We start from the raw sequence: 20,256 nt of genomic DNA, 5'->3' as shown, positions 1-20,256 counted from the left end.
CGAAACTTTCGAAGAGAACCCCGGTGACGGAAGCCTGCCGGACCGGTCCGGTCACCGTGCGGGCGCACCTCGATTCCGGAGGGACGGCCCGGCCGTGGTACTCCAGAACCTCGTGGTGGACACCGGCGGCCCCGGTCATCCGGGTCCGGTGCCGCCGGAGAGCTTCCGGGCCAGCTGAGCCGAGCTGACCGGGGCGGGACGAGGAGGCGGCAGGCATGGGCATCGAGATCAGGGACCCCGAGGGGCGCGGCGCGACGCTGGAGGTGACTCCCGGGCCGGTGGAAGGGCCTCTCCAGGTCGGCCTGCTGATCGGAGGTCCTTCGGCGCCCACCGCTTGGTCCTGCACCCCGGCGGCCGCCAGGGAACTCGCCGCGGCCCTCGTCGCGGCGGCCGGCGAGGCGGAGAGCGCCCGGGAGTCGGAGCCCGTCACCGTCGAAGCCCGCGACCTCCTGCGCGGCGACGTACGGGACGGGGACCGGCTGATGACGGTGGAGGCGGTCAGGGCGGACGGGGCGAACGTCCAGGTGACCTGGACATCCGGAGCCGGACGCAGCTGGAGCCAGGTGTACGAGGCCGACGCCGCCATCCGGCTGCGGCGCAGGCTGCGCCATGGGAGGCGGCAGGCCGATTCATAGTTCGACGAACGCCGTAGTACGGCGGGTGTCGTAGTACGGCGTCTTTCGTAGTACGGTGATGCTCGTACGAAGTGACGGTCCGGCGCGCCGGACCGTCGCGCCCCGTCGCTTCCCGTGGAATCGGAGCCCCTTGTGAGCGCACTGTTCGAGCCCTACGTCCTGAGGTCGCTGACCGTTCCCAACCGCGTCTGGATGGCGCCGATGTGCCAGTACAGTGCCGCGGCGTCCGGTCCCGACACGGGAGCGGCCAACGACTGGCACTTCGCCCACTACGCGTCGCGCGCCGCCGGCGGAACCGGCCTCGTGCTCGTCGAGGCGACCGCCGTCAGCCCCGAGGGCCGGATCAGCGCCGCGGACCTGGGCATCTGGAACGACCGCCAGGTGGACGCCTTCCGTCGCATCACCGCCTTCCTCGAAGGCCAGGGAACCGTGCCGGGCATCCAGCTCGCCCACGCCGGGCGGAAGGCGTCGACCGGTCGCCCCTGGCAGGGCGGCGGCCCCGTCCCCACCGACCACCCCGAGGGCTGGCAGCCCGTCGCCCCGAGCCCTCTCGCATACGACGAGGGCCACACGGTGCCCGACGAGCTCAGCACCGAGGACATCCAGCAGGTCGTGCGCCAGTTCGCCGACGCGGCCCGCCGGGCGCTCGACGCGGGATTCCGGGTCGCCGAGATCCACGGGGCGCACGGCTATCTGATCGGTCAGTTCCTCTCCCCGCACAGCAACCACCGCACCGACGCCTACGGCGGCTCCTTCGAGAACCGCGTTCGCCTCGCGCTGGAGGTCGTGGACGCCGTGCGCGCGGTCTGGCCCGAGGAACTGCCCCTGTTCTTCCGCATCTCCGCCACCGACTGGCTGACCGAGAACGCCGACGATCCCCGCGAGGGATGGACCGGCGACGACACCGTCCGCCTCGCACGTGAGCTGCTCGCGCACGGCGTCGACCTGCTGGACGTCTCGACCGGAGGGCTCGCGCCCAAGGCGCGGATCCCGGTGGAGCCGGGCTACCAGGTGCCGTTCGCAGAGCGCGTGCGCAAGGAGACGGGCCTCCCGGTCGCCGCCGTGGGGCTGATCACCGACCCCGTTCAGGCGGAGAAGATCCTCGCGGACGGCAGCGCCGACGCCGTCCTGCTCGGCCGTGAACTGCTGCGCGATCCCTACTTCGCCCGCAACGCCGCACGTGCGCTCGGTGGTGACGTCAGGGCGCCCGAAGCGTACGGCTACGCGGTGTGACGCGGCGTCCGTGGGTACGCTGAGCGGCGATGTTCACTCCTCAGGGCCCCACGCTGCGCGAGCTGGCCGTACAGGCGCTCTCCTCGACCATGCGGGGATACGACCTGCTCGCACCGAAGTTCGACCGCACGCCCTACCGGACCCCGGACCGGGTGCTCGAAGCCGTCGGCGACGCGGTGCGGCCCCTCGGGCCGTTCGACCGGGGCCTGGACGTCTGCTGCGGCACCGGGGCGGGCGTCGGCGTGCTGCGCGGGCTCTGCAGGGAGCGGGCGACCGGCGTCGACTTCAGCGCCGGCATGCTCGACGTCGCCCGGGCCGGGCTCACCGGGGCCACCGGAGGCCCGCCGGTGGACTGGGTCCGGGCGGACGCCCTGGCCCTGCCGTTCACCCGCGCCTTCGACCTGGCCCTCAGCTTCGGGGCGTTCGGCCATTTCCTGCCGGAGGAGCGCCCCGGCCTGTTCGGCCAGGTCCATGCCGCGCTCCGGCCGGGCGGACTGTTCGTCTTCCCGGTGGGCGCCCCGCCCGCGGTGGGGTCCCGCGCGTACTGGTCGCTGCTCGGCTTCGACCTGGCCATGCGGGCGCGCAACGCGCTGTGGCGCCCGCCCTTCGTGATGTACTACCGCACCTTCCCGCTCGCCGGGGTGGTGGACGACCTCGTGGGGACCGGATTCACGGTGCGGCTGCTGCCGCTGGAGGAGTTCGGCCGGAGGCCTGACGGAAGCCCTCGCGTCCGGCTCGTGGTGGCGGCCCGTCCATAAAACTACGACGACTCTCGTACAATGGAGTCCCCGGTCCGAACTGGAGCCACCGTGACGACGAACGCCTCTCGCGTGCTCGCCCACCCCTCGCGCGACGAGATCCGCGTCGAGGGCGTGCTCCACGCGCTGGCCGATCCCATCAGGCTGCGGATCGTGCTCCAGCTGGCCGCAGCGGCCGACGAACAGGCCTGCTCCCACTTCGATCTCCCGGTGTCCAAGTCCACCACCACGCACCATTTCAGGGTGCTCCGCGAGAACGGCGTCATCACCCAGTTCTACCGGGGCACGGCCAAACTGAGCTGCGTACGGACCGAGGACCTGGACGCGCTCTTCCCCGGCCTGCTCGACAGCGTCCTGCGCGGAGCGGACCTGCAGGCCCGGCGCCTCGGCGGCGCCGACGCGTCCTCCGTGGCGCTGTCAGGGACCGCCGCGGGCCGCGTCGAGCAGCCCTGACCAGTCGGGGATCTTCACCCGCCCGCGCCCCAGCGAGCGCCCCAGTGCGGATTCCGCGCGCTCGATGGAGAGCCATCCGTCCCACTCCACCGGCCGCAGCCCCTGGTCCCGGAGAACAGCCAGCGGATCGGCGGGGACCTCCCGCCCGAGGAGAAGCGGCGCGTCCTCGACCAGGGAGGCGACCGTCTCCTTGGCACACGACCTGTTCGAACCGATCACCCCGGTGGGGCCGCGCTTGATCCACCCGGCGACGTACTCCCCGGGAGACGTCCTGCCGTCCCTGACCACCCGGCCCGCCACATGGGGCACGGTGCCGTGCACGGGGTCGAAGGGCAGCCCCGGCAGAGGCGTCCCCCGGTATCCCACGGCGCGCAGGACCAACTGCGCCTCGATGTCCTCGTACTCCCCGGTGTCCCGCACGCCCCCGGAACCGTCCGGAGCCGTCCGTGCGAACCGCACCCCCGCCACCCTGCCCTGCCTCTCCAGCAGTTCGACCGGACGCAGGAAGAACCGCAGGCGGATGCGGCGCTCCCCGTCGGCCGTCGCGTGCGGCGGGGCCCCCGCCCACCCGCGCAGCACGTCCAGGTTGCGCCGCACCACGGCGGGCGGCGGTTCCCCGGCGCCCGCCGCCGAGGCGGCGTAGGCCGGGTCGAGCGCCAGCTCCGCCCCGTCCACGACGATCCGTGCCCGGGGGAGCGCACCGAGCTCGCGCAGCTCCTTGGTGGTGAACCTGGCCGCCGACGGGCCGCGCCTGCCGACGAGGTGGACCTCCCGCACCCGGCTCGCCCCCAGCATGTCGAGAGCGGCCCGCGGCACGTCCGTGCCCCGCAGTTCCGCGGCACCGCGCGCGAGCATCCGGGCGACGTCGACCGCCACGTTGCCGACCCCGATCACCACGACGGAGCGGGCCAGGAGGGCGAAGTCCCCGGCGGCCGCGTCCGGGTGGGCGCTGTACCAGGAGACGAACTCCGTGGCGGAGAAACTTCCCGGCAGCCCCTCCCCGGGAACGGAGAGCGGCCGGTCGGCCGCCGCCCCGACGCAGTAGACCACCGCGTGGTACAGCTCCTTGAGCCGGGCGGGTGACACCCCGCCGGCCCCGCCCGCCTCGACATGGCCGGCGAAGGTGATCCGGTCGTCCTCCAGGACCGTCCGGAGACTGCTCTGCAGCGACTTGATCTTCTCGTGGTCCGGGGCCACGCCGTAGCGGACCAGACCGTACGGCGTGGGCAGCCGGTCCAGTACGTGCACCCGCACCTCGGGCACCCGCGACTGCCGCAGCAACTCCTGGGCCGTGTAGACCCCGCTGGGACCCGAACCGACGACGGCGACACGGAGCACGGCGCACCTCCTCCCGCAGGCTCCCTCCAGCATGGCACCGCCGGGACGGGGCGTGCAGAGGCGCGCGGGCCCGGCACCGCGGCCCCGCGGGGTTCTCCCGGTCTCAGGTCATCAGCCCGCGCATCCGGTCGATCTCCACGGTCTGCTGGGCGACGACGTCGTTGGCCATCTCCTCCACCAGGACGTTGTTGCCGTCGGCCAGGGCCTCGGTCGCCATGGTGACCGCACCCTGGTGGTGCGTGATCATCAGCTCGAGGAACATCCGGTCGAAGGCCTTCCCCCGTGCGGCACCCAGCTCCTCGATCTGCTGCTCGGTGGCCATGCCCGGCATCGCGGAGTGGTCGTGCGACTCCTCGCGCTTGTCCCCGCCGTTGTTCTTCAGCCAGCCCTCCATCGCGCCGATCTCCGGCTTCTGGGCAGCCGATATGCGCTCGGCGAGCCGTTCGACCGACGAGGAGGCCGCCCGGCCGGGCACGAGAGCGGTCAGCACCAGGGCCTGTTCGTGATGTTCGATCATCATGCGTGCGTAGCGGAAGTCGGCGGAGTTGGGTGTGTCGGTCCCGGCGGCCTTGACGGCCTCCTCGGCCGACAGCGTCCTGGCCGGCTCGCCGGGCTTGCCGGGCGCCACGATCGCAGGGCCCTCGTCCGTCCCGGCCTTCGCCTCGGCGCCACCCCCGTCGCACCCGCTCAGCGCGAGAACAGCGGCCACGACCGTGGCCAGGAGAGCGGCCGAGCGGGCGGGCGCGGTCCGACGGGACATCAACACGGCGACCTCCATGGGCACATGAATGTGTTGCAGACCGTCCTAACACCTACCACCGGCCAAAGATCAAAAACTTTCATTACGTCTCTGTTGCCATCTGTTGGTGTGTACATGAGAGGGACGATACTGCCGGGGTCCGATAGCCGTTCTTCGACGAACGGAAACAAGGGAGGACGCAGTGACCTCGTTGCACACCACCAGCGTGCGGCGCAGACGTCTGGGTGTGGCGGCAGCCGCGGCCGGGCTCATCGCCACGCTGTTCACGGCCGGACCCGCGGCCGCGACACCCGATCCGGGCGACACCGCCACCACACGCAGCGGTGTTTCCGTGAGTGAGCAGGCGGAAGCCAGAGCCGCCATCGAGAGCGGCGAGATACCCGGGGTGGACGAGATCGTCCACAGCGCGAACATCGAGCACCTCACGAACGTCCCCAAGGACGCGCTCCAGGGGCTCAACACGGACCTGGCCTTCCAGGGCAGCTACGCCTACGCCGGGAACTACGACGGCTTCCGGATCTTCGACATCCGCAACCCGAAGAAGCCGAGGACCGTGGCCCAGGTCCTGTGCCCCGGTTCCCAGAACGACATCTCGGTCTCGGGGAACCTGCTCTTCCTGTCGACCGACTCCTCGCGCAGTGACAACTCGTGTGCCAGCACCACCCAGCCGGCCACGGAGAAGTCCTCCTGGGAGGGCATGAAGGTCTTCGACATCAGCGACAAGCGCAACCCGAAGTACGTCGCGGCCGTCGAGACCGCGTGTGGTTCGCACACCCACACGATCATCCCGGAGCGCAAGAACGTCTACGTGTACGTCTCGTCGTACTCGCCGAACGAGACGTTCCCGGACTGCCAGCCGCCGCACGACGGTATCTCCGTCATCAAGGTGCCGCGGAACGCCCCCGAGGACTCCCGGATCGTCAACTTCCCGGTGCTCTTCCCGGACGGCGGCAACCCGGGCGCGCCGACCAACCCCGGCGTCTCGAAGACCACCGGATGCCACGACATCACCGTTCTGCCGTCGAAGGACCTGGCGGCAGGCGCGTGCATGGGTGACGGTCTGCTGTTCTCCATCAAGGACCCGGAGAACCCGAAGATCATCGACCGTGTCCAGGACAACGTGAACTTCGCGTTCTGGCACTCCGCGACCTTCAACCAGGACGCCGACAAGGTCGTGTTCACCGACGAGCTCGGCGGCGGCGGCGCGGCCACCTGCAACGACGAGATCGGCCCGAACCGCGGGGCCGACGGCGTCTACGACATCAAGGGCCGGGGCGACCACCGCAAGCTGGTCTTCCGCAGCTACTTCAAGATCGACCGCCCGCAGGCGGACACCGAGGTCTGTGTCGCGCACAACGGCTCGATCATCCCGGTCAAGGGCCGCGACATCATGGTCCAGGCCTGGTACCAGGGCGGGGTCTCCGTGTGGGACTTCACCGACTCCTCGAAGCCCGAGGAGATCGCCTACTTCGAGCGCGGTCCGGTCTCCACGGACGCGGTCACCACGGCCGGCCCGTGGTCGGCGTACTACTACAACGGCTACATCTACTCCAACGACATCGCCAAGGGCTTCGACGTCCTGAAGCTCGACGACCGGCGGACCGACCCGGCGAAGAAGGTGCGGCTGCCGGAGCTCAACGTGCAGACGCAGCCGGACTACTTCGACCGCTGATCCAGGGTTTCGCCCGAGCGGCGAGTGCCAGGGTTCGCACGCAGTGACGAGAAGTGCCCCGCCGGGGAGGTCGACACCCGGCGGGGCACGTCCGTCTCATCGACCCGCGGGCGGGGCGAGGACACGCCGCAGCACCGATTCCGGCGATGCGGGGGATCAGCCGGACGCGGCGGACCGGTCGCTCAGGCGGCCGGCCGCACGCTCGTACCCGAGGCAGCCGCCCACTCCACCAGCAGGAGCTGGTACTCCGTCTCGTCCTCCGGGGACAGCAGCCCGCCCGCACGCTGCCAGAGCGTGCGGATCTGTTCGTTGACCTCGGAAGCGGTGCGTGGGGTGGCAGACGTGTTCGGGTACGGGGACATGTCCACCAAACTAAACCCCTGCCGGGCCGCCGGACCCCCACGAGCGCAGGGATATCGCTCACACCCTCTCCCGGAATTCTTCACGAACAGCGGAATCCCGGTGTCCCCGACGGCGCGCAGCCACGCGTCGGCCGCGGTGAAGCTACGAGCGGCTCCCCTCGTCACCGGACCGCCGCCGGGAGCGACGGGCGTATCCGTCGTAGCCGGCCACGGAGAGTGCGACCACGGTGCCGCCCAGCAGCACTCCGCCCACCACGTCGCTCAACCAGTGCACGCCCAGGTAGACGCGTGTGAAGGCCACGCCGGCCACCGAGATCACGGCGAGCACCAGCGCACCCCACACCACGGCCTGCTGCGCCCCGTGCAGACGCAGCAGCCACATCAGCAGCCCACAGGTCACCACGGCGGTCATGACGTGCCCCGAGGGGAAGGCCGCGTAGTGCGCCGAGTCCACCGGGTCGAGCCACCGGGGCCGCTCCCTGCCCACGGCGGCCTTCAGCCCCTGCTGGACGAGTGTGGCGAGCAGACTGGTCGCGGCCACCCACCCGGCGAGCAGCCGTGACCCGCGCCACCACAGAGCGATGACGACGACCGCCGTCAGGACGCGCATGGTCCAGGGGTCCCACACCCAGTCCGTCAGTACCCGGTTGACGTGGACCAGCCCCGGTTCGCTCACCGCGTTGCGGTGCAGGGACTCGGCCACCGTGGTGTCCAGCGACATCAGGGGCGACCAGCGGACCGTGACCAGCACGAGCAGGACGAGGGACAGGGAGGCGCCGACGAGGCCGGTGATCAGGAGGAGGGACCGGGGCCGCGGGGGGAGGGGAGGGGAGTGCATGGGGACGATCCTCGTCCACGAGCCGTGCGGGAAGCTATCCCAGAGCGCTGAGTCCCGGCACGAATGCCACGAGCAGCGGGACCACCGGTACCAGGGCCGCTGCCGCGGTCAGCCGCAGCCGGCGCCCCGCGGTGAGCCGCTCCACCGGCGTGAGCAGGCGGTTCACCCTGAAGGGCATCTGGGCGCCGGACGCGGGCGCGGGCCCGAACACACCACGGTCCTCGTTGAGTTCGACCAGGGCGAGCGCGATCGTCAGACGGCCGAAGCGCCGTGACGCCACGTCGTCCGCGGCCAGTTCGACGAGCTGGTGCATCTCGTCCCGGAAGGCGGCGAACACCGGAACCTGCGGGAAGCCCGTCGCGAGCGCGTCCGAGCAGTGCAGGAGCCAGTCGTGGCGGGCCTGCGCGTGTCCCTGCTCGTGGGCCAGCACGGCATCGAGCTGACGCCCCTTCAGCCGGCCGAGTGCCGCTGTCGTGACGACCAGTTGGGGAGCCGCGCCCGGCAGCCACCACGCGTCGGGCCGTTCGCCCTCCAGCACCACGAGCCGTCCGCCGCCGGCTTCCTCGCCCGGCATCAGCGGGGCGCGGACCAGCAGTTCGGTACGCCGCTGCCTGCGGCGGGTCCGGGCCCGGTGGATCTCGCGCACCAGCATGGCGGCCGTCCACACTCCGCCGAGCGCGAGCAGGACCGCGATGACCGCCGACCACGGCCCGTAGGCCCCGAGGGCGTACGCCTCGACCACGGCGTGCGGCGCGGGCGCGAAGACATGGCCGCGGACCGCCTGCCATGCGGCAGCCGCGCTGAAGGTCATGGACAGCCCGAACGACAGCAGGACGCCCGCGACCACGCACTGCCACACCCACAGGGCCACGACCGGCTCACGCTCGGGCCATCGGGCCCTCGCCATCAGGCCCGGGGCCACGACGGCGGCCAGTGCACCGAGCAGCAGCAGCGCGAGGGAGACCAACATGGGCGTCAGCCTATGAGTGCCGTGGTGTCCAGGGGTATGGCCGCGCGCGGCAAGTGACGTACGACACGAGGTGCGGGGGCGTCGGTCTCACAGGGTGAGCAGCATGGCGAACATGGCTATCCCCATGGTCAGCCTGCACGCAAGCGTGAGCTCCGGGCGCGCGTCCCACACCGGGCCCGCGGTGCCGCCGGCCGTCGGCACACCGACCGGTGACGGCGTCGGGACCAGCCGTCCGGCCGAACTCAGGACGTACAGCGCGTAGTAGACGAGGAGGACTCCCGTGAGCGCGGGGACGCCTCCGGCGGGTTGTGCCCCGTGGCCCAGGTGGCCGCCCCCCGAGGCGTGTGCGGCGCTGGGCGCCATGGCCACGGCCATGTAGACCATCGCGAGGGAGCCGACCACATGGTGCAGATGTCGGCCGCCCCGCCTCGCCCGCACGACCGCGTGCAGGGCCGCGGCGCCGAACACCACGGCGTAGGCGACCCACGTCCACTCCGGGAGCGTGAACAGGGCCGGGGGCACCGCCATCGCGGCCATCCCGAACCCCATCAGCGCCTCGGCGCGGGCCGATGCGCGCTCCCGCTCGGTGCCGTGACGGGTCCGCAGCAGGCAGTACGCCCCGGTGGCCGCGCACAGCCCCATGAGCAGCCAGCCGGACAGCGCCGGTCCGTGCACGGTGCACCTCCCCCTACGGCGGATCATGCCGAAGTGATCGATGCCCCGTGGCGGCTACTCCTACCGGGGCGCATTGGGGTACTGGGGGAGCGCGGCAGGGACTGCGGGGGCGGTCGAGGGGCGGGCTAGTCTCGGGACGGCACCATCGGCAGCACACCATCGGAGAAGAGCCTCATGGACATCGCACCGGCCACGGCACGGGTAGAACCGACCTTCCGCGACGCGGTCGAGGACGACGTGCCCGCCCTGGTACGCCTCGTCGAGTCCGCCTACCGCGGCGATGCGAGCCGGGCCGGATGGACCACCGAGGCGGACATCCTCCAGGGACAGCGCACCGACGCCGAAGGGGTGCGTCAGGTGCTCGCGGCCCCCTCGGGCAAGGTCCTCGTCGCCGAGCGGGACGGCGAGCCGGTCGCCTGCTGCCAGCTCGAACACCGCGGAAAGGCGGCCTACTTCGGCATGTTCGCGGTCCGGCCGGAGCTGCAGGGCGCCGGTCTGGGCAAGGTGATCATCGCCGAGGCGGAGCGCACGGCCCGCGAGGACTGGGGCGTGGACGAGATGCACATGACGGTGATCTCGGTCCGCGAGGAACTGATCGCCTGGTACGAGCGACGTGGCTACCGCCGTACGGGAGAGCTCACACCCTTCCCGTACGGCGACGAGCGCTTCGGTGTCCCGCAGCGCGACGACCTCGTGTTCGAGCTGCTGGTCAAGGAGCTGTAGAGCGCGACGGAAGGTGGCGCGGACCGGGTCCCGCGCGTCTCAGGCGGTGAAGCGGCCGGCGCGTCGGATCTCCGGGTAGTCGGTCGTCGCCCCGTCCAGACCCAGTGCGCGGGCGAGGCGCAGGTGGTCCTGGGTGTTGACCACCCAGCCGATCACCTTCAGGCCCTCCGCGTGCGCCTGCTCGACCACGTCGAGGGTGAGGCGGCGGATGTTCAGGGCGAGCGTCGCCGCGCCGGCCTCCTTGGCCCGGTCGACCACGTCCGACTCCCAGCGGCTGGCGATGAGCACGGTCCGCACCCCCGGGACCAGCTGAGCGATCTCGGCCACGGCCTCGTCGTGGAACGAGGACACCTCGACCCTGCCGGCCAGGTCGCGGCGCAGCATCACCTCGGCGAGCGCCCGCGCGGCCGCCACGTCCTTGATCTCGGCCTGGACGGGCGAGCCGACGGCGTCGAGCACCTCCTCGAAGACGGGCACCCTCTCGCCCTGCCCCGCGTCGAGCTCGCGGAGCTCCGCCATCGTCTTCTCGGCGATCAGCCCCCGCCCGTCCGTCGTCCGGTCCACCGCGGCGTCGTGCATCACGGCGAGCGCGCCGTCCTTGCTCAGATGGAGATCCAGTTCCACGGCGTCCATGCCCGCCTGCTCGGCGTGCACGAACGAGCGCAGCGTGTTCTCCGGCTCGACGCCCATGACCCCGCGATGACCGATGGTGAGAAAAGTCAAGGCACTCCCGCTTCCGTCCGTCGTGTTCGCCTCGCGTGCGGCTCCTACCCCCAGGGAACCAGTTCGCAAGCACAGGACGGCCTTCGCCCTGCCTTCCCGGCGGAAGAAGGGGTCACGTGAAGGTGTGACAGGAAAAATAACGGTGAAGATAAGGGGTGGCAGGATAATTTTCTGCCCCCCACTTGTCCGAAGGAACCGAGCATGGATACGGTTACTTGACGCAAGGTTCTCCTGTGAAGGAAGTGCTATGACGGAAATTCTTGAGCATGCCAACGCCACCGGCGCGATAGCTGCTGCCCAACGGGTCGTTGAGCACCCGGCATGGCCCGTGCTCAAGAGTGCCGTGGAAGAGCTCCGCCCCTGGCAGTCCGAGGACGGCTCCATCGACTTCGACGCCGAGGGCGCACCGTCCGCCGCGACGGCCCGGGAGGTCGTCGAACGCGTGGTCACCGCGGTCGAGCGGCTCTCCCCGCTGCTCCCGCACGACGACGCCTACCACCGCGCGCTCGTCGCCGACCTGCGCCGCTGGGTAGCGGACGGCTTCGGCGTACCGGACTTCCTCGACTCCCTCCTCGCCTTCCAGCCCGCCGCGAACCGCGCGGACGGCCTCCAGCACCTCGTCGTGTTCGCGATGTACACGCAGAACGGCAACCCCGACCGCAATCTTGAGGCCGTCGTGCTGCGTATGGTCTGGCCCGACTGGCTCGCCGACCTCGAGGCCACGCGGTACGACAACCCCCTGTTCTGCGGGATCACCTTCGAGGACTTCACCTCGGGCTACGACACCAACTCGGCTGTGCTCTTCCCCGAGACCATCGCGGTGCGCGAGGCGCCCGAGCGCTTCAGCTGGGGCGGGATCTTCTGCGACCGGGAGGCCGCCCGCTTCCGCCGGGTGACCGAGGCGTCAGTCGACCTGCTGGGCCTCGACCTCCCCGACGACATCCGCGAGATGCTCGGCGACCAGAAGCGCTGCGAGCAGGCCTTCGTGCTCTGGGACATGGTCCACGACCGCACCCACAGCCACGGCGACCTCCCGTTCGACCCCTTCATGATCAAGCAGCGCCAGCCGTTCTGGATGTACGGGCTGGAGGAGCTGCGCTGCGATCTCACCGCCTTCAAGGAGGCCGTGAAGCTGGAGGCCGACGGCTTCGGCCAGGGCCGGGACGTGCAGTTCGCCGTGCTCTTCGACCGGATGTTCCGCTTCCCCGTGACGGGCGAGCGCGTGCGCAACTACGACGGCCTCGGGGGTCAGCTGCTCTTCGCCTACCTCCACAAGCACGACGTGGTGCGCTGGACCGACAACACGCTGAAGATCGACTGGACCCGCGCCCCCGAGGTCACCAACCAGCTGTGCGGTGAGATCGAGAAGCTCTACCGCGACGGCATCGACCGGCCGAAGATCGTGCACTGGTTCGCGGCGTACGACCTGGTCGCGAGCTATCTCGCACCCCATCCGGGGTCGCGCTGGGCCAAGGGCCCGGACGCCCTGGACCTGGACCAGCCGCCGCGCAAGCTCGTCGACGACGTGCTTCCGGACGAGTTTCCCCTGAGCATGTTCTATGAGGCGCTCTCGAAGAAGCTGAAGCATGTGATCGCCTCCACCAAGGGGATCACCGCGGCGGACGCCGGGCGGGCAGCTGCGTGAGCGCGGGTTCTGAGGAGGCGGTGGCGATGAACGGAACGGACAGGGCCGACAGCGGCGTGCTCGAGGGCGCGGTGATCGCGGTGGCCGGGGCGGCGGGGCCGGCGGGCCGAGCCACCCTGCTGAGGCTCGCCGAGGCGGGTGCGACCGTCGTGGCCTCCGACGCCAACCCCGAGCGGCTGGTGGAGGCGGTCGACGCCGCGCGGTACGCACACGGCGGAGCGACCGTCACGGGCGACACGGTCGATCTCCTGGATCCCGCTGCCGCGCGGGAGTGGGCGCTTAAGACGGAGAAGGAGTTCGGCCGCGTGGACGGCCTGGTCCACCTCGTCGGAGGCTGGCGGGGCGGCTCCGGCTTCGCGGACACCAGCCTCGCCGACTGGGACTTCCTGGAGAAGCTGCTGATCCGTACCGTCCAGTCCACCTCGCTGGCCTTCCAGGAGGTCCTCCAGCGCAGTGACCGGGGCCGGTACGTGCTGATCAGCGCGTCCGGGGCCAGCAACCCCACCGCCGGCAACGCGGCCTACGCCGCGTCCAAGGCCGCCGCGGAGGCATGGACGCTCGCCCTCGCCGACGCCTTCCGCAAGGCGGGGGGCGACGCGGGTCCGACATCGGCTGCTGCGATCCTGGTCGTCAAGGCTCTGGTGCACGACGCGATGCGCGCCGAGCGCCCGAACGCCAAGTTCGCGGGCTTCACGGACGTCACGGAGCTGGCCGAGGCCATCGCCGGCGTCTGGGACCGGCCCGCCGGAGAAGTGAACGGAAAACGTCTGTGGCTGACCCCGCAACCGTAAGGACCGACGCGCGACGCCATCACGATCCGCAGGTGCGCGGCTTCGCGAGCGACAACTACGCGGGCGTGCACCCGGAGGTCCTCGCGGCCGTCGCCCTCGCCAACGGCGGCCATCAGGTCGCCTACGGAGAGGACGACTACACGGGCCACCTCCAGCGCGTCATGCACAGCCACTTCGGCCCCACCGCCGAGGCCTTCCCGGTCTTCAACGGCACCGGAGCCAACGTGGTGGCGCTCCAGGCGCTGACCGACCGCTGGGGTGCCGTGATCTGTGCCGAGTCCGCCCACATCAACGTGGACGAGGGCGGCGCGCCGGAGCGGGTGGGCGGTCTGAAGCTGCTCACCGTCCCGACCCCGGACGGCAAGCTCACCCCGGAGCTCATCGACCGTGAGGCGTACGGCTGGGACGACGAGCACCGTGCGATGCCGCAGGTCGTCTCGATCACCCAGAACACCGAGCTCGGCACCGTCTACACGCCCGCGGAGATCCGCGCCATCTGCGACCACGCCCACGGGCAGGGCATGAAGGTGCACCTCGACGGCGCCCGGATAGCCAACGCCGCCGCGTCGCTGGACGTGCCCATGCGCACGTTCACCAACACGGTCGGGGTCGATGTCCTCTCCTTCGGCGGCACCAAGAACGGCGCGCTCTTCGGAGAGGCCGTCGTCGTCCTGAACCCCGACGCGGTGCGCGCGATGAAGCACCTGCGGAAGCTGTCGATGCAACTGGCCTCCAAGATGCGCTTCGTCTCGGTCCAGCTCGAGGCGCTGCTCGCCGGCGACCTGTGGCTGCGCAACGCGCGGCACGCCAACGCCATGGCCCAGCGGCTCGCGGAAGGGGTCCGGGCGGTGGACGGGGTGGAGATCCTCCACCCCGTGCAGGCCAACGCCGTCTTCGCGCGGCTGCCCCACGAGGTCACCGAGCGCCTGCAGAAGCGGTTCCGCTTCTACTTCTGGGACGAGAAGGCCGGCGACGTCCGCTGGATGTGCGCCTTCGACACCCAGGAGGACGACGTCGACGCCTTCGTGCTGGCGCTCAAGGAGGAGATGGCGCGGCGGTAGCAGCCGCACGTCCACGCGGTCGGCCGGAACGTATCGCTCCCGGTCGACCGCGTCGTCGTGCCGTCGTACGCGACACCGTGGATCCCGCGCGGTCCCGGTCGCCCACGGGGCCGACCGGGACCGGGGTGTGACGCTTCGGCCGCCCGCCCGCCGGTGGGACGCGTCAGCCGTGCTCACGCACCTCGGCGGGCGTCGGAGCCGTGCCCCCGAGGTGCGCCGGTACCCACCAGGTGTCGGACGCGTCCTTGGGGCGCACGGGGTAGGCCCGCTGAGCGGCCTCGAGGAGCTCCTGCACACGCTCACGCAGACGGCGGGTGATCGCCCCGGCGTACTGGTCGGCGGGTGCCTCCACCGCCTCGCCCACGCGGATGGTGATCGGGGTGTGGCTGCGCCGGAAATTACGCGGACGCCCCTTGGTCCACAGCCGCTGGGTGCCCCACAGCGCCATCGGGATCAGCGGTACGCCGGCCTCCTGCGCCAGCCGCGCGGCGCCGGACTTGAAACTCTTCAAGGTGAAGGACTGCGAGATGGTCGCCTCGGGGAACACGCCGACGATCTCTCCCGCGCGCAACGAGGCGAGCGCGTGCGCGTAGGCGTCCTCGCCCTGGTTGCGGTCGACGGGGATGTGCTTCATTCCGCGCATCAGCGGACCGGACACCTTGTGGCGGAAGACCGAATCCTTGGCCATGAAGCGGACGAGCCGCTTCTGGGGAAGGGCGCCGAGTCCGGTGAAGATGAAGTCCAGATAGCTGATGTGGTTGCTGACCAGAACCGCGCCACCGGTCTTCGGGATGTGCTCCGAACCCTGGGTGTCGATCTTCAGGTCGAGCGCCTTGAACAGCGTGCGAGCGGCGCCGATGACCGGCCGATAGACGAGTTCTGCCATCTGGATGAAGACCCTTCTTCAATGCCTGGGGAGGGTTCTCCCGGCGGAAGTTACGCAGCCGTAGGTTTTCGGCATTGGGGCGATCGTGCCCCATGTGCGACGCCGTGGCCAGCCCCAAAGGGCCCGGGGCGAGAGATTCTCGTCACGTGAATCCTCCGGGAATGTTCTGTGGCCGCAGGGCGCTGACCCCTTGCGCGGAGATCCGAGAGGGAGGACGACATGGACGGGCGGACGACCGGTGGCACGCTGAGTGCCGCCCAACTCGGCGAGGAGCTGGGGGATCGGGCCACTCTGGTGCAGTTCTCCAGCGCGTTCTGCCAGCCGTGCCGCGCCACCAGGCGCACGCTGGCGGAGGTGGCCGGGATGGTGGAGGGGGTCGCGCACATCGAGATCGACGCCGAGGCGCATCTCACGCTCGTGCGCCGCCTCGGGATCAGCCGGACGCCCACGGTGCTGGTGCTCGACGCCGACGGGCGCATCATCCGCAGGGCGGCGGGGCAGCCCCGTACGGTGGATGTCGTCGCCGCGTTGGGGCAGGCGATGTGACGGACCGTGACGCATCTCCCACATGACGGGACGCACTTGACTGTGTACGCCACGCATCGTCAGTCTGACGTTATGCCGCCAGAACTCCTTCTCTTCGGCCGGGTCCACGTCGACCTCGTGCGCCACGCGAGTGCGCGCTGTCCGGGTGTCTGAAGAAACCGCGGACCCCGTACGCCTCTCGCAGAAGGACTTCTCCATGACGGCCTCACCTGATCTCCGCACCGTCCGGTCGGCTGCGCCCGAACTCCTGCGTTCCGTCTTCCGCCAGCACGCCGCCGGTGTCGCCGTGATCACCGCGGCCGGCGCGCGTCCGGCCGGCTTCACCGCGACCTCGCTCAACTCCGTCGCCGCCGAGCCGCCCCTGATCTCCTTCGGGGTGGGCACCTCGTCCTCCAGCTGGCCCGTGGTCGAGGCGGCGGAGCACGTGGGCGTGCACATACTCGGTGAGGACCAGCAGGAGCTCGCCGCGACGTTCGCCCGCAGCGGCGCCGACCGCTTCGGCCCGTCCACCGACTGGCGCAGCGGCCCCGAGGGGGTGCCGTTGCTCGGCGGGGTGGTGGCCTGGCTGGTCTGCCGGGTGGTGGCCCGGATCCCGGCGGGTGACCACCGCATCGTGATCGCCGAGGTCGTGGCCGGTGACCCTTCGCGCGGCGGTCGGCCGCTGGTCTACCACCAAGGCCGTTTCACCGCTCTGCGAGACTGAGGGCGAGCAAGTCGGCGGCGGAATGGGACCCGTTGGCTACGTCACAGTTCCAAGCGCTTGCTTATGGGTAACGTACTGGGTGTACTGGCGAGTAATATTCGACCGGGAGCTCGGTCGTCCCGACCGGAAACCGCCCGATGAGGCGCCTATGCTGCGTGCAACAAGGCAGCCCAGAAATGACGATGCAGTAGGAGAGTCGGCGTGAGCTTGAGGATCGTTGTCTGTGTGAAGTACGTGCCCGACGCCACCGGCGACCGGCACTTCGCCGATGACCTGACCCTGGACCGTGACGACGTCGACGGTCTGCTGTCGGAGCTCGACGAGTACGCGGTCGAGCAGGCGCTGCAGATCGCCGACGAGGCGGACGACGCGGAGATCACCGTGCTCACGGTGGGCCCCGAGGACGCCAAGGACGCGCTGCGCAAGGCGCTGTCGATGGGCGCCGACAAGGCCGTCCACGTCGAGGACGACGACCTGCACGGCACCGACGTCATCGGCACCTCCCTGGTGCTCGCCAAGGCCGTGGAGAAGACCGGTTACGACCTGGTCATCTGCGGCATGGCCTCGACGGACGGCACCATGGGCGTGCTCCCGGCGCTGCTCGCGGAGCGCCTCGGCGTCCCGCAGGTCACGCTGCTCTCCGAGGTCTCGGTCGAGGGCGGCGCCGTCAAGGGCCGTCGCGACGGCGACACCGCGAGCGAGCAGCTCGAGGCGTCCCTGCCGGCCGTGGTCTCCGTGACCGACCAGTCGGGCGAGGCCCGTTACCCGTCGTTCAAGGGCATCATGGCGGCGAAGAAGAAGCCGGTGGAGTCCCTGGACCTCGAGGACCTGGAGATCGAGGCGGACGAGGTCGGTCTGGGCGGCTCCTGGACCGCGGTCGACTCCGCGGCCGAGCGTCCCGCCCGCACGGCGGGCACGATCGTCAAGGACGAGGGCGAGGGCGGCAAGCAGCTGGCCGAGTTCCTTGCGGGCCAGAAGTTCATCTGAGCCCCGACTGTCCCCTCAACCGCCCCGCACTCCCTCGCACGCAGGAGATTGAAGTCCCATGGCTGAAGTTCTCGTCTATGTCGACCACGTGGACGGTGCCGTCCGCAAGCCCACCCTGGAGCTGCTGACGCTCGCCCGCCGCATCGGCGAGCCGGTCGCCGTCGCCCTCGGCAACGGCGCCGCCGACACCGCCGCCGCGCTCGCCGAGCACGGCGCGGTCAAGGTGCTGACCGCCGACGCCCCGGAGTTCGCCGACTACCTCGTCGTACCGAAGGTCGACGCGCTCCAGGCCGCGTACGACGCCGTGTCCCCGGCCGCGGTGCTGCTGCCGTCCTCGGCCGAGGCCAAGGAGATCGCCGCCCGCCTCGCGCTCCGCATCGGTTCCGGCATCATCACCGACGCCGTGGACCTGGAGGCCGGCGACCAGGGTCCTGTCGCCACGCAGTCCGCGTTCGCCGCTTCCTACACCACCAAGTCCCGTGTCTCCAAGGGTACTCCGGTCATCACGGTCAAGCCGAACTCGGCCGCCGTCGAGGCCGCCCCCGCCGCTGGGGCCGTCGAGGCCCTCACGGTCTCCTTCTCCGCCACGGCCACCGGCACCAAGGTCCTCTCCCGCACCCCGCGCGAGTCGACCGGGCGCCCGGAGCTGACCGAGGCCGCGATCGTCGTCTCCGGCGGCCGCGGCGTCAACGGCGCCGAGAACTTCGCGATCATCGAGGCCCTCGCCGACTCGCTCGGTGCGGCCGTCGGTGCCTCGCGTGCCGCGGTCGACGCCGGCTGGTACCCGCACACCAACCAGGTCGGTCAGACCGGCAAGTCGGTCTCGCCGCAGCTGTACATCGCCTCGGGCATCTCGGGCGCGATCCAGCACCGGGCCGGTATGCAGACCTCGAAGACCATCGTCGCGGTGAACAAGGACGCCGAGGCGCCGATCTTCGACCTCGTCGACTACGGCGTGGTCGGCGACCTCTTCGCCGTCGTCCCGCAGCTCACCGACGAGGTCAAGTCCCGCAAGGGCTGACCCGGCAGGAGTCCTGCCCGTACGAAGCCCGGGGCCGCGCGGTGTTCTCACCGCGCGGCCCCGGGCTGTTTCCGATCACCATTGACGCAGGGACTGCGGGGCTTATAACTTCACTATGCGGATGAAAGATTCCGGGAAGTGGAATTACTGAATACGTGGAGGGCACGCACATGGGTCAGCAGGAGACGGTGGCGACGAGCCTCGCCGGCACGGTCGGTCAGGAGATCGGCGCCTCCCTCGCGTCGGTGGACGCCGAACTCGCCCGCCGGTACCCGGGTGATCCCGGGACGCGCCAGCCCGTCCACACCGTCTATGTGCCCGCCGACGCCTTCACCGCCACCACCCTGCGCACGTGGGGGGACCGGGCGCTCGCGGCGCTCGACGAGCACGCTCCCGACGCCTCCGCGCTCGCCGAGGTCCTGGGGATCCCGCAGGAGCTCGCGGAGCCCGTCCACGACCGCGTACGCGCCAAGCTGGAGCGCGAGCCGGTCGAGGACCTGCGCATCGACTTCGAGGACGGCTACGGGCCGCGCCCCGACGCCGAGGAGGACGAGGCCGCGGCCCGGGCCGCACGTCTGGTGGCCGAGGCGTACGCCGACGGGACGGCCGCCCCGTACATGGGCATCCGGATGAAGTGCATGGAAGCCGCCGTGCGCGACCGGGGCATCCGCACCACGGACGTCTTCCTCACCGGGCTCATGCGGGCCGGCGGCCTGCCCGAAGGCCTCGTCCTGACGCTGCCCAAGGTGACGTACCCCGAACAGGTCACCGCTTTCGTGCGGCTGCTCGAAGCCTTCGAGGAGACGCACGGTCTGCCCGCGGGGCGCCTCGGTTTCGAGATCCAGATCGAGACCAGCCAGTCCATCCTGGCCGCGGACGGCACCGCGGCTGTCGCCCGGATGATCGACGCCGCCCGGGGCCGCGCCACCGGCCTGCACTACGGGACGTTCGACTACAGCGCCTGCGTCGGGGTCAGCCCCGCCTACCAGGCCAGTGACCACCCCGCGGCCGACCACGCCAAGGCGGTCATGCAGGTCGCCGCCGCGGGCACCGGTGTCCGGGTCTGCGACGGCTCCACGAACGTGCTCCCGGTCGGCCCGACCCGCCAGGTCCACGACGCCTGGCGCCTGCACCACGGGCTCACCCGCCGCGCCCTGGCCCGTGCCTACTACCAGGGCTGGGACATGCACCCGGGGCATCTGCCCACCCGCTACGCCGCCGTCTACAGCTTCTACCGCGAGGGCCTCGGCCAGGCCGCGTCCCGGCTCGCCGCCTACGTGGCCAAGGCCGGCGGGGACGTCATGGACGAGCCCGCCACCGCCAAGGCGCTCAGCGGCTATCTGCTCCGGGGCATCGACTGCGGGGCGCTGGACACCGCGGAGGTCGAGGCACTGACCGGTCTGACCCGGGCCGACCTGGACGGGTTCGCCTCCCCGCGCCGCGGCGGGCTGACCGTGACGGCCCCTTAGGCGGCGG

At 71.0% G+C, this 20,256-nt stretch carries 22 protein-coding genes; 14 read left to right on the top strand and 8 right to left on the bottom strand.

What is annotated here, in order from left to right; genetic code table 11:
* Positions 1 to 215: 215 nt before the first annotated feature.
* The 4 genes from IA22_RS0110940 (at position 216) to IA22_RS0110925 (ending at position 3,079) form a co-directional block, all read left to right on the top strand.
* Positions 216 to 635, top strand: coding sequence for a hypothetical protein (locus IA22_RS0110940; RefSeq protein WP_030123487.1), 420 nt, complete (start codon positions 216 to 218; stop codon positions 633 to 635).
* Between the two features lie 132 nt (positions 636 to 767).
* Positions 768 to 1,868, top strand: a complete 1,101-nt coding sequence (locus IA22_RS0110935; RefSeq protein WP_014157732.1) for an NADH:flavin oxidoreductase/NADH oxidase — start codon at positions 768 to 770, stop codon at positions 1,866 to 1,868.
* 29 nt (positions 1,869 to 1,897) lie between these two features.
* Positions 1,898 to 2,626, top strand: a complete 729-nt coding sequence (locus IA22_RS0110930) for a class I SAM-dependent methyltransferase (protein WP_014157733.1) — start codon at positions 1,898 to 1,900, stop codon at positions 2,624 to 2,626.
* Between the two features lie 21 nt (positions 2,627 to 2,647).
* Positions 2,648 to 3,079 (top strand): ArsR/SmtB family transcription factor, encoded by a 432-nt coding sequence (locus IA22_RS0110925; RefSeq protein WP_202432886.1) that lies wholly within the window; start codon positions 2,648 to 2,650, stop codon positions 3,077 to 3,079.
* On the opposite strand, the gene IA22_RS0110920 is transcribed toward IA22_RS0110925, so the two are convergent.
* Positions 3,044 to 4,417, bottom strand: coding sequence for an FAD-dependent oxidoreductase (locus IA22_RS0110920; RefSeq protein ID WP_015576080.1), 1,374 nt, complete (start codon positions 4,415 to 4,417; stop codon positions 3,044 to 3,046). The two genes, IA22_RS0110925 and IA22_RS0110920, sit on opposite strands and share 36 nt — an antisense overlap.
* A 103-nt stretch (positions 4,418 to 4,520) precedes the next feature.
* On the bottom strand, positions 4,521 to 5,177 hold the full coding sequence (locus IA22_RS0110915; protein WP_030123486.1) for a DUF305 domain-containing protein: 657 nt from the start codon (positions 5,175 to 5,177) through the stop codon (positions 4,521 to 4,523).
* Between the two features lie 181 nt (positions 5,178 to 5,358).
* Here IA22_RS0110915 and IA22_RS0110910 point away from each other — a divergent pair, with 181 nt between their 5' ends.
* The gene (locus IA22_RS0110910; protein ID WP_014157737.1) at positions 5,359 to 6,849 is read left to right on the top strand and encodes an LVIVD repeat-containing protein; all 1,491 of its coding nucleotides are present in this window, start codon (positions 5,359 to 5,361) and stop codon (positions 6,847 to 6,849) included.
* A 182-nt stretch (positions 6,850 to 7,031) separates the two neighbouring features.
* On the opposite strand, the gene IA22_RS0110905 is transcribed toward IA22_RS0110910, so the two are convergent.
* The 4 genes from IA22_RS0110905 to IA22_RS0110890 all read right to left on the bottom strand — a co-directional run bounded on the left by IA22_RS0110905 (position 7,032) and on the right by IA22_RS0110890 (position 9,694).
* Positions 7,032 to 7,211 carry a hypothetical protein gene (locus tag IA22_RS0110905; RefSeq protein WP_030123485.1) on the bottom strand — a complete coding sequence of 60 codons (180 nt, stop codon included), beginning with the start codon at positions 7,209 to 7,211 and terminating at the stop codon, positions 7,032 to 7,034.
* Positions 7,212 to 7,353: 142 nt separating this feature from the next.
* The gene (locus IA22_RS0110900) at positions 7,354 to 8,049 is read right to left on the bottom strand and encodes a phosphatase PAP2 family protein (protein ID WP_014157739.1); all 696 of its coding nucleotides are present in this window, start codon (positions 8,047 to 8,049) and stop codon (positions 7,354 to 7,356) included.
* 34 nt (positions 8,050 to 8,083) lie between these two features.
* Positions 8,084 to 9,019, bottom strand: coding sequence for a M56 family metallopeptidase (locus IA22_RS0110895; RefSeq protein ID WP_014157740.1), 936 nt, complete (start codon positions 9,017 to 9,019; stop codon positions 8,084 to 8,086).
* An 87-nt stretch (positions 9,020 to 9,106) separates the two neighbouring features.
* On the bottom strand, positions 9,107 to 9,694 hold the full coding sequence (locus IA22_RS0110890) for a DUF5134 domain-containing protein (RefSeq protein ID WP_030123484.1): 588 nt from the start codon (positions 9,692 to 9,694) through the stop codon (positions 9,107 to 9,109).
* A 174-nt stretch (positions 9,695 to 9,868) separates the two neighbouring features.
* Here IA22_RS0110890 and IA22_RS0110885 point away from each other — a divergent pair, with 174 nt between their 5' ends.
* Positions 9,869 to 10,417, top strand: a complete 549-nt coding sequence (locus tag IA22_RS0110885; protein ID WP_030123483.1) for a GNAT family N-acetyltransferase — start codon at positions 9,869 to 9,871, stop codon at positions 10,415 to 10,417.
* 39 nt (positions 10,418 to 10,456) lie between these two features.
* Here IA22_RS0110885 and IA22_RS0110880 read toward each other — a convergent pair whose 3' ends face one another.
* The gene (locus IA22_RS0110880) at positions 10,457 to 11,107 is read right to left on the bottom strand and encodes a glycerophosphodiester phosphodiesterase (protein WP_030123482.1); all 651 of its coding nucleotides are present in this window, start codon (positions 11,105 to 11,107) and stop codon (positions 10,457 to 10,459) included.
* A 280-nt stretch (positions 11,108 to 11,387) separates the two neighbouring features.
* On the opposite strand from IA22_RS0110880, the gene IA22_RS0110875 reads away from it, so the two are divergent.
* From IA22_RS0110875 to IA22_RS0110865, 3 genes are read left to right on the top strand one after another with little or no spacing between them, the layout of a single operon-like run.
* Positions 11,388 to 12,785 carry a DUF6421 family protein gene (locus tag IA22_RS0110875; protein ID WP_015576074.1) on the top strand — a complete coding sequence of 466 codons (1,398 nt, stop codon included), beginning with the start codon at positions 11,388 to 11,390 and terminating at the stop codon, positions 12,783 to 12,785.
* A 26-nt stretch (positions 12,786 to 12,811) separates the two neighbouring features.
* Entirely contained in the window at positions 12,812 to 13,576 is a 765-nt protein-coding gene (locus IA22_RS0110870; RefSeq protein WP_014157745.1) for an SDR family NAD(P)-dependent oxidoreductase, read from the top strand.
* Positions 13,555 to 14,637, top strand: a complete 1,083-nt coding sequence (locus IA22_RS0110865) for a threonine aldolase family protein (RefSeq protein ID WP_014157746.1) — start codon at positions 13,555 to 13,557, stop codon at positions 14,635 to 14,637. The genes IA22_RS0110870 and IA22_RS0110865 overlap by 22 nt, the downstream gene beginning before the upstream one ends.
* Positions 14,638 to 14,800: 163 nt before the next feature.
* Here the strand turns inward: IA22_RS0110865 and IA22_RS0110860 are convergent, their stop codons facing one another.
* Entirely contained in the window at positions 14,801 to 15,523 is a 723-nt protein-coding gene (locus tag IA22_RS0110860) for a lysophospholipid acyltransferase family protein (RefSeq protein ID WP_014157747.1), read from the bottom strand.
* 219 nt (positions 15,524 to 15,742) lie between these two features.
* Between IA22_RS0110860 and IA22_RS0110855 the strand changes: the two genes are divergently transcribed.
* The 5 genes from IA22_RS0110855 (at position 15,743) to IA22_RS0110835 (ending at position 20,249) form a co-directional block, all read left to right on the top strand.
* A complete protein-coding gene (locus IA22_RS0110855; RefSeq protein WP_015576073.1) occupies positions 15,743 to 16,069 on the top strand; it encodes a TlpA family protein disulfide reductase in 327 nt (108 codons plus the stop codon).
* 196 nt (positions 16,070 to 16,265) lie between these two features.
* The gene (locus IA22_RS0110850) at positions 16,266 to 16,772 is read left to right on the top strand and encodes a flavin reductase family protein (RefSeq protein ID WP_014157749.1); all 507 of its coding nucleotides are present in this window, start codon (positions 16,266 to 16,268) and stop codon (positions 16,770 to 16,772) included.
* 201 nt (positions 16,773 to 16,973) lie between these two features.
* The gene (locus IA22_RS0110845) at positions 16,974 to 17,759 is read left to right on the top strand and encodes an electron transfer flavoprotein subunit beta/FixA family protein (protein ID WP_014157750.1); all 786 of its coding nucleotides are present in this window, start codon (positions 16,974 to 16,976) and stop codon (positions 17,757 to 17,759) included.
* 58 nt (positions 17,760 to 17,817) lie between these two features.
* Entirely contained in the window at positions 17,818 to 18,780 is a 963-nt protein-coding gene (locus IA22_RS0110840; RefSeq protein ID WP_014157751.1) for an electron transfer flavoprotein subunit alpha/FixB family protein, read from the top strand.
* Between the two features lie 170 nt (positions 18,781 to 18,950).
* The gene (locus IA22_RS0110835; protein WP_030123481.1) at positions 18,951 to 20,249 is read left to right on the top strand and encodes a DUF6986 family protein; all 1,299 of its coding nucleotides are present in this window, start codon (positions 18,951 to 18,953) and stop codon (positions 20,247 to 20,249) included.
* Positions 20,250 to 20,256: the final 7 nt, after the last annotated feature.

The organism is Kitasatospora papulosa, assembly GCF_000717245.1.
Classification (GTDB): Bacteria; Actinomycetota; Actinomycetes; order Streptomycetales; family Streptomycetaceae; genus Streptomyces; species Streptomyces papulosus.
This window is presented reverse-complemented; position numbering and strand designations above follow the sequence as displayed.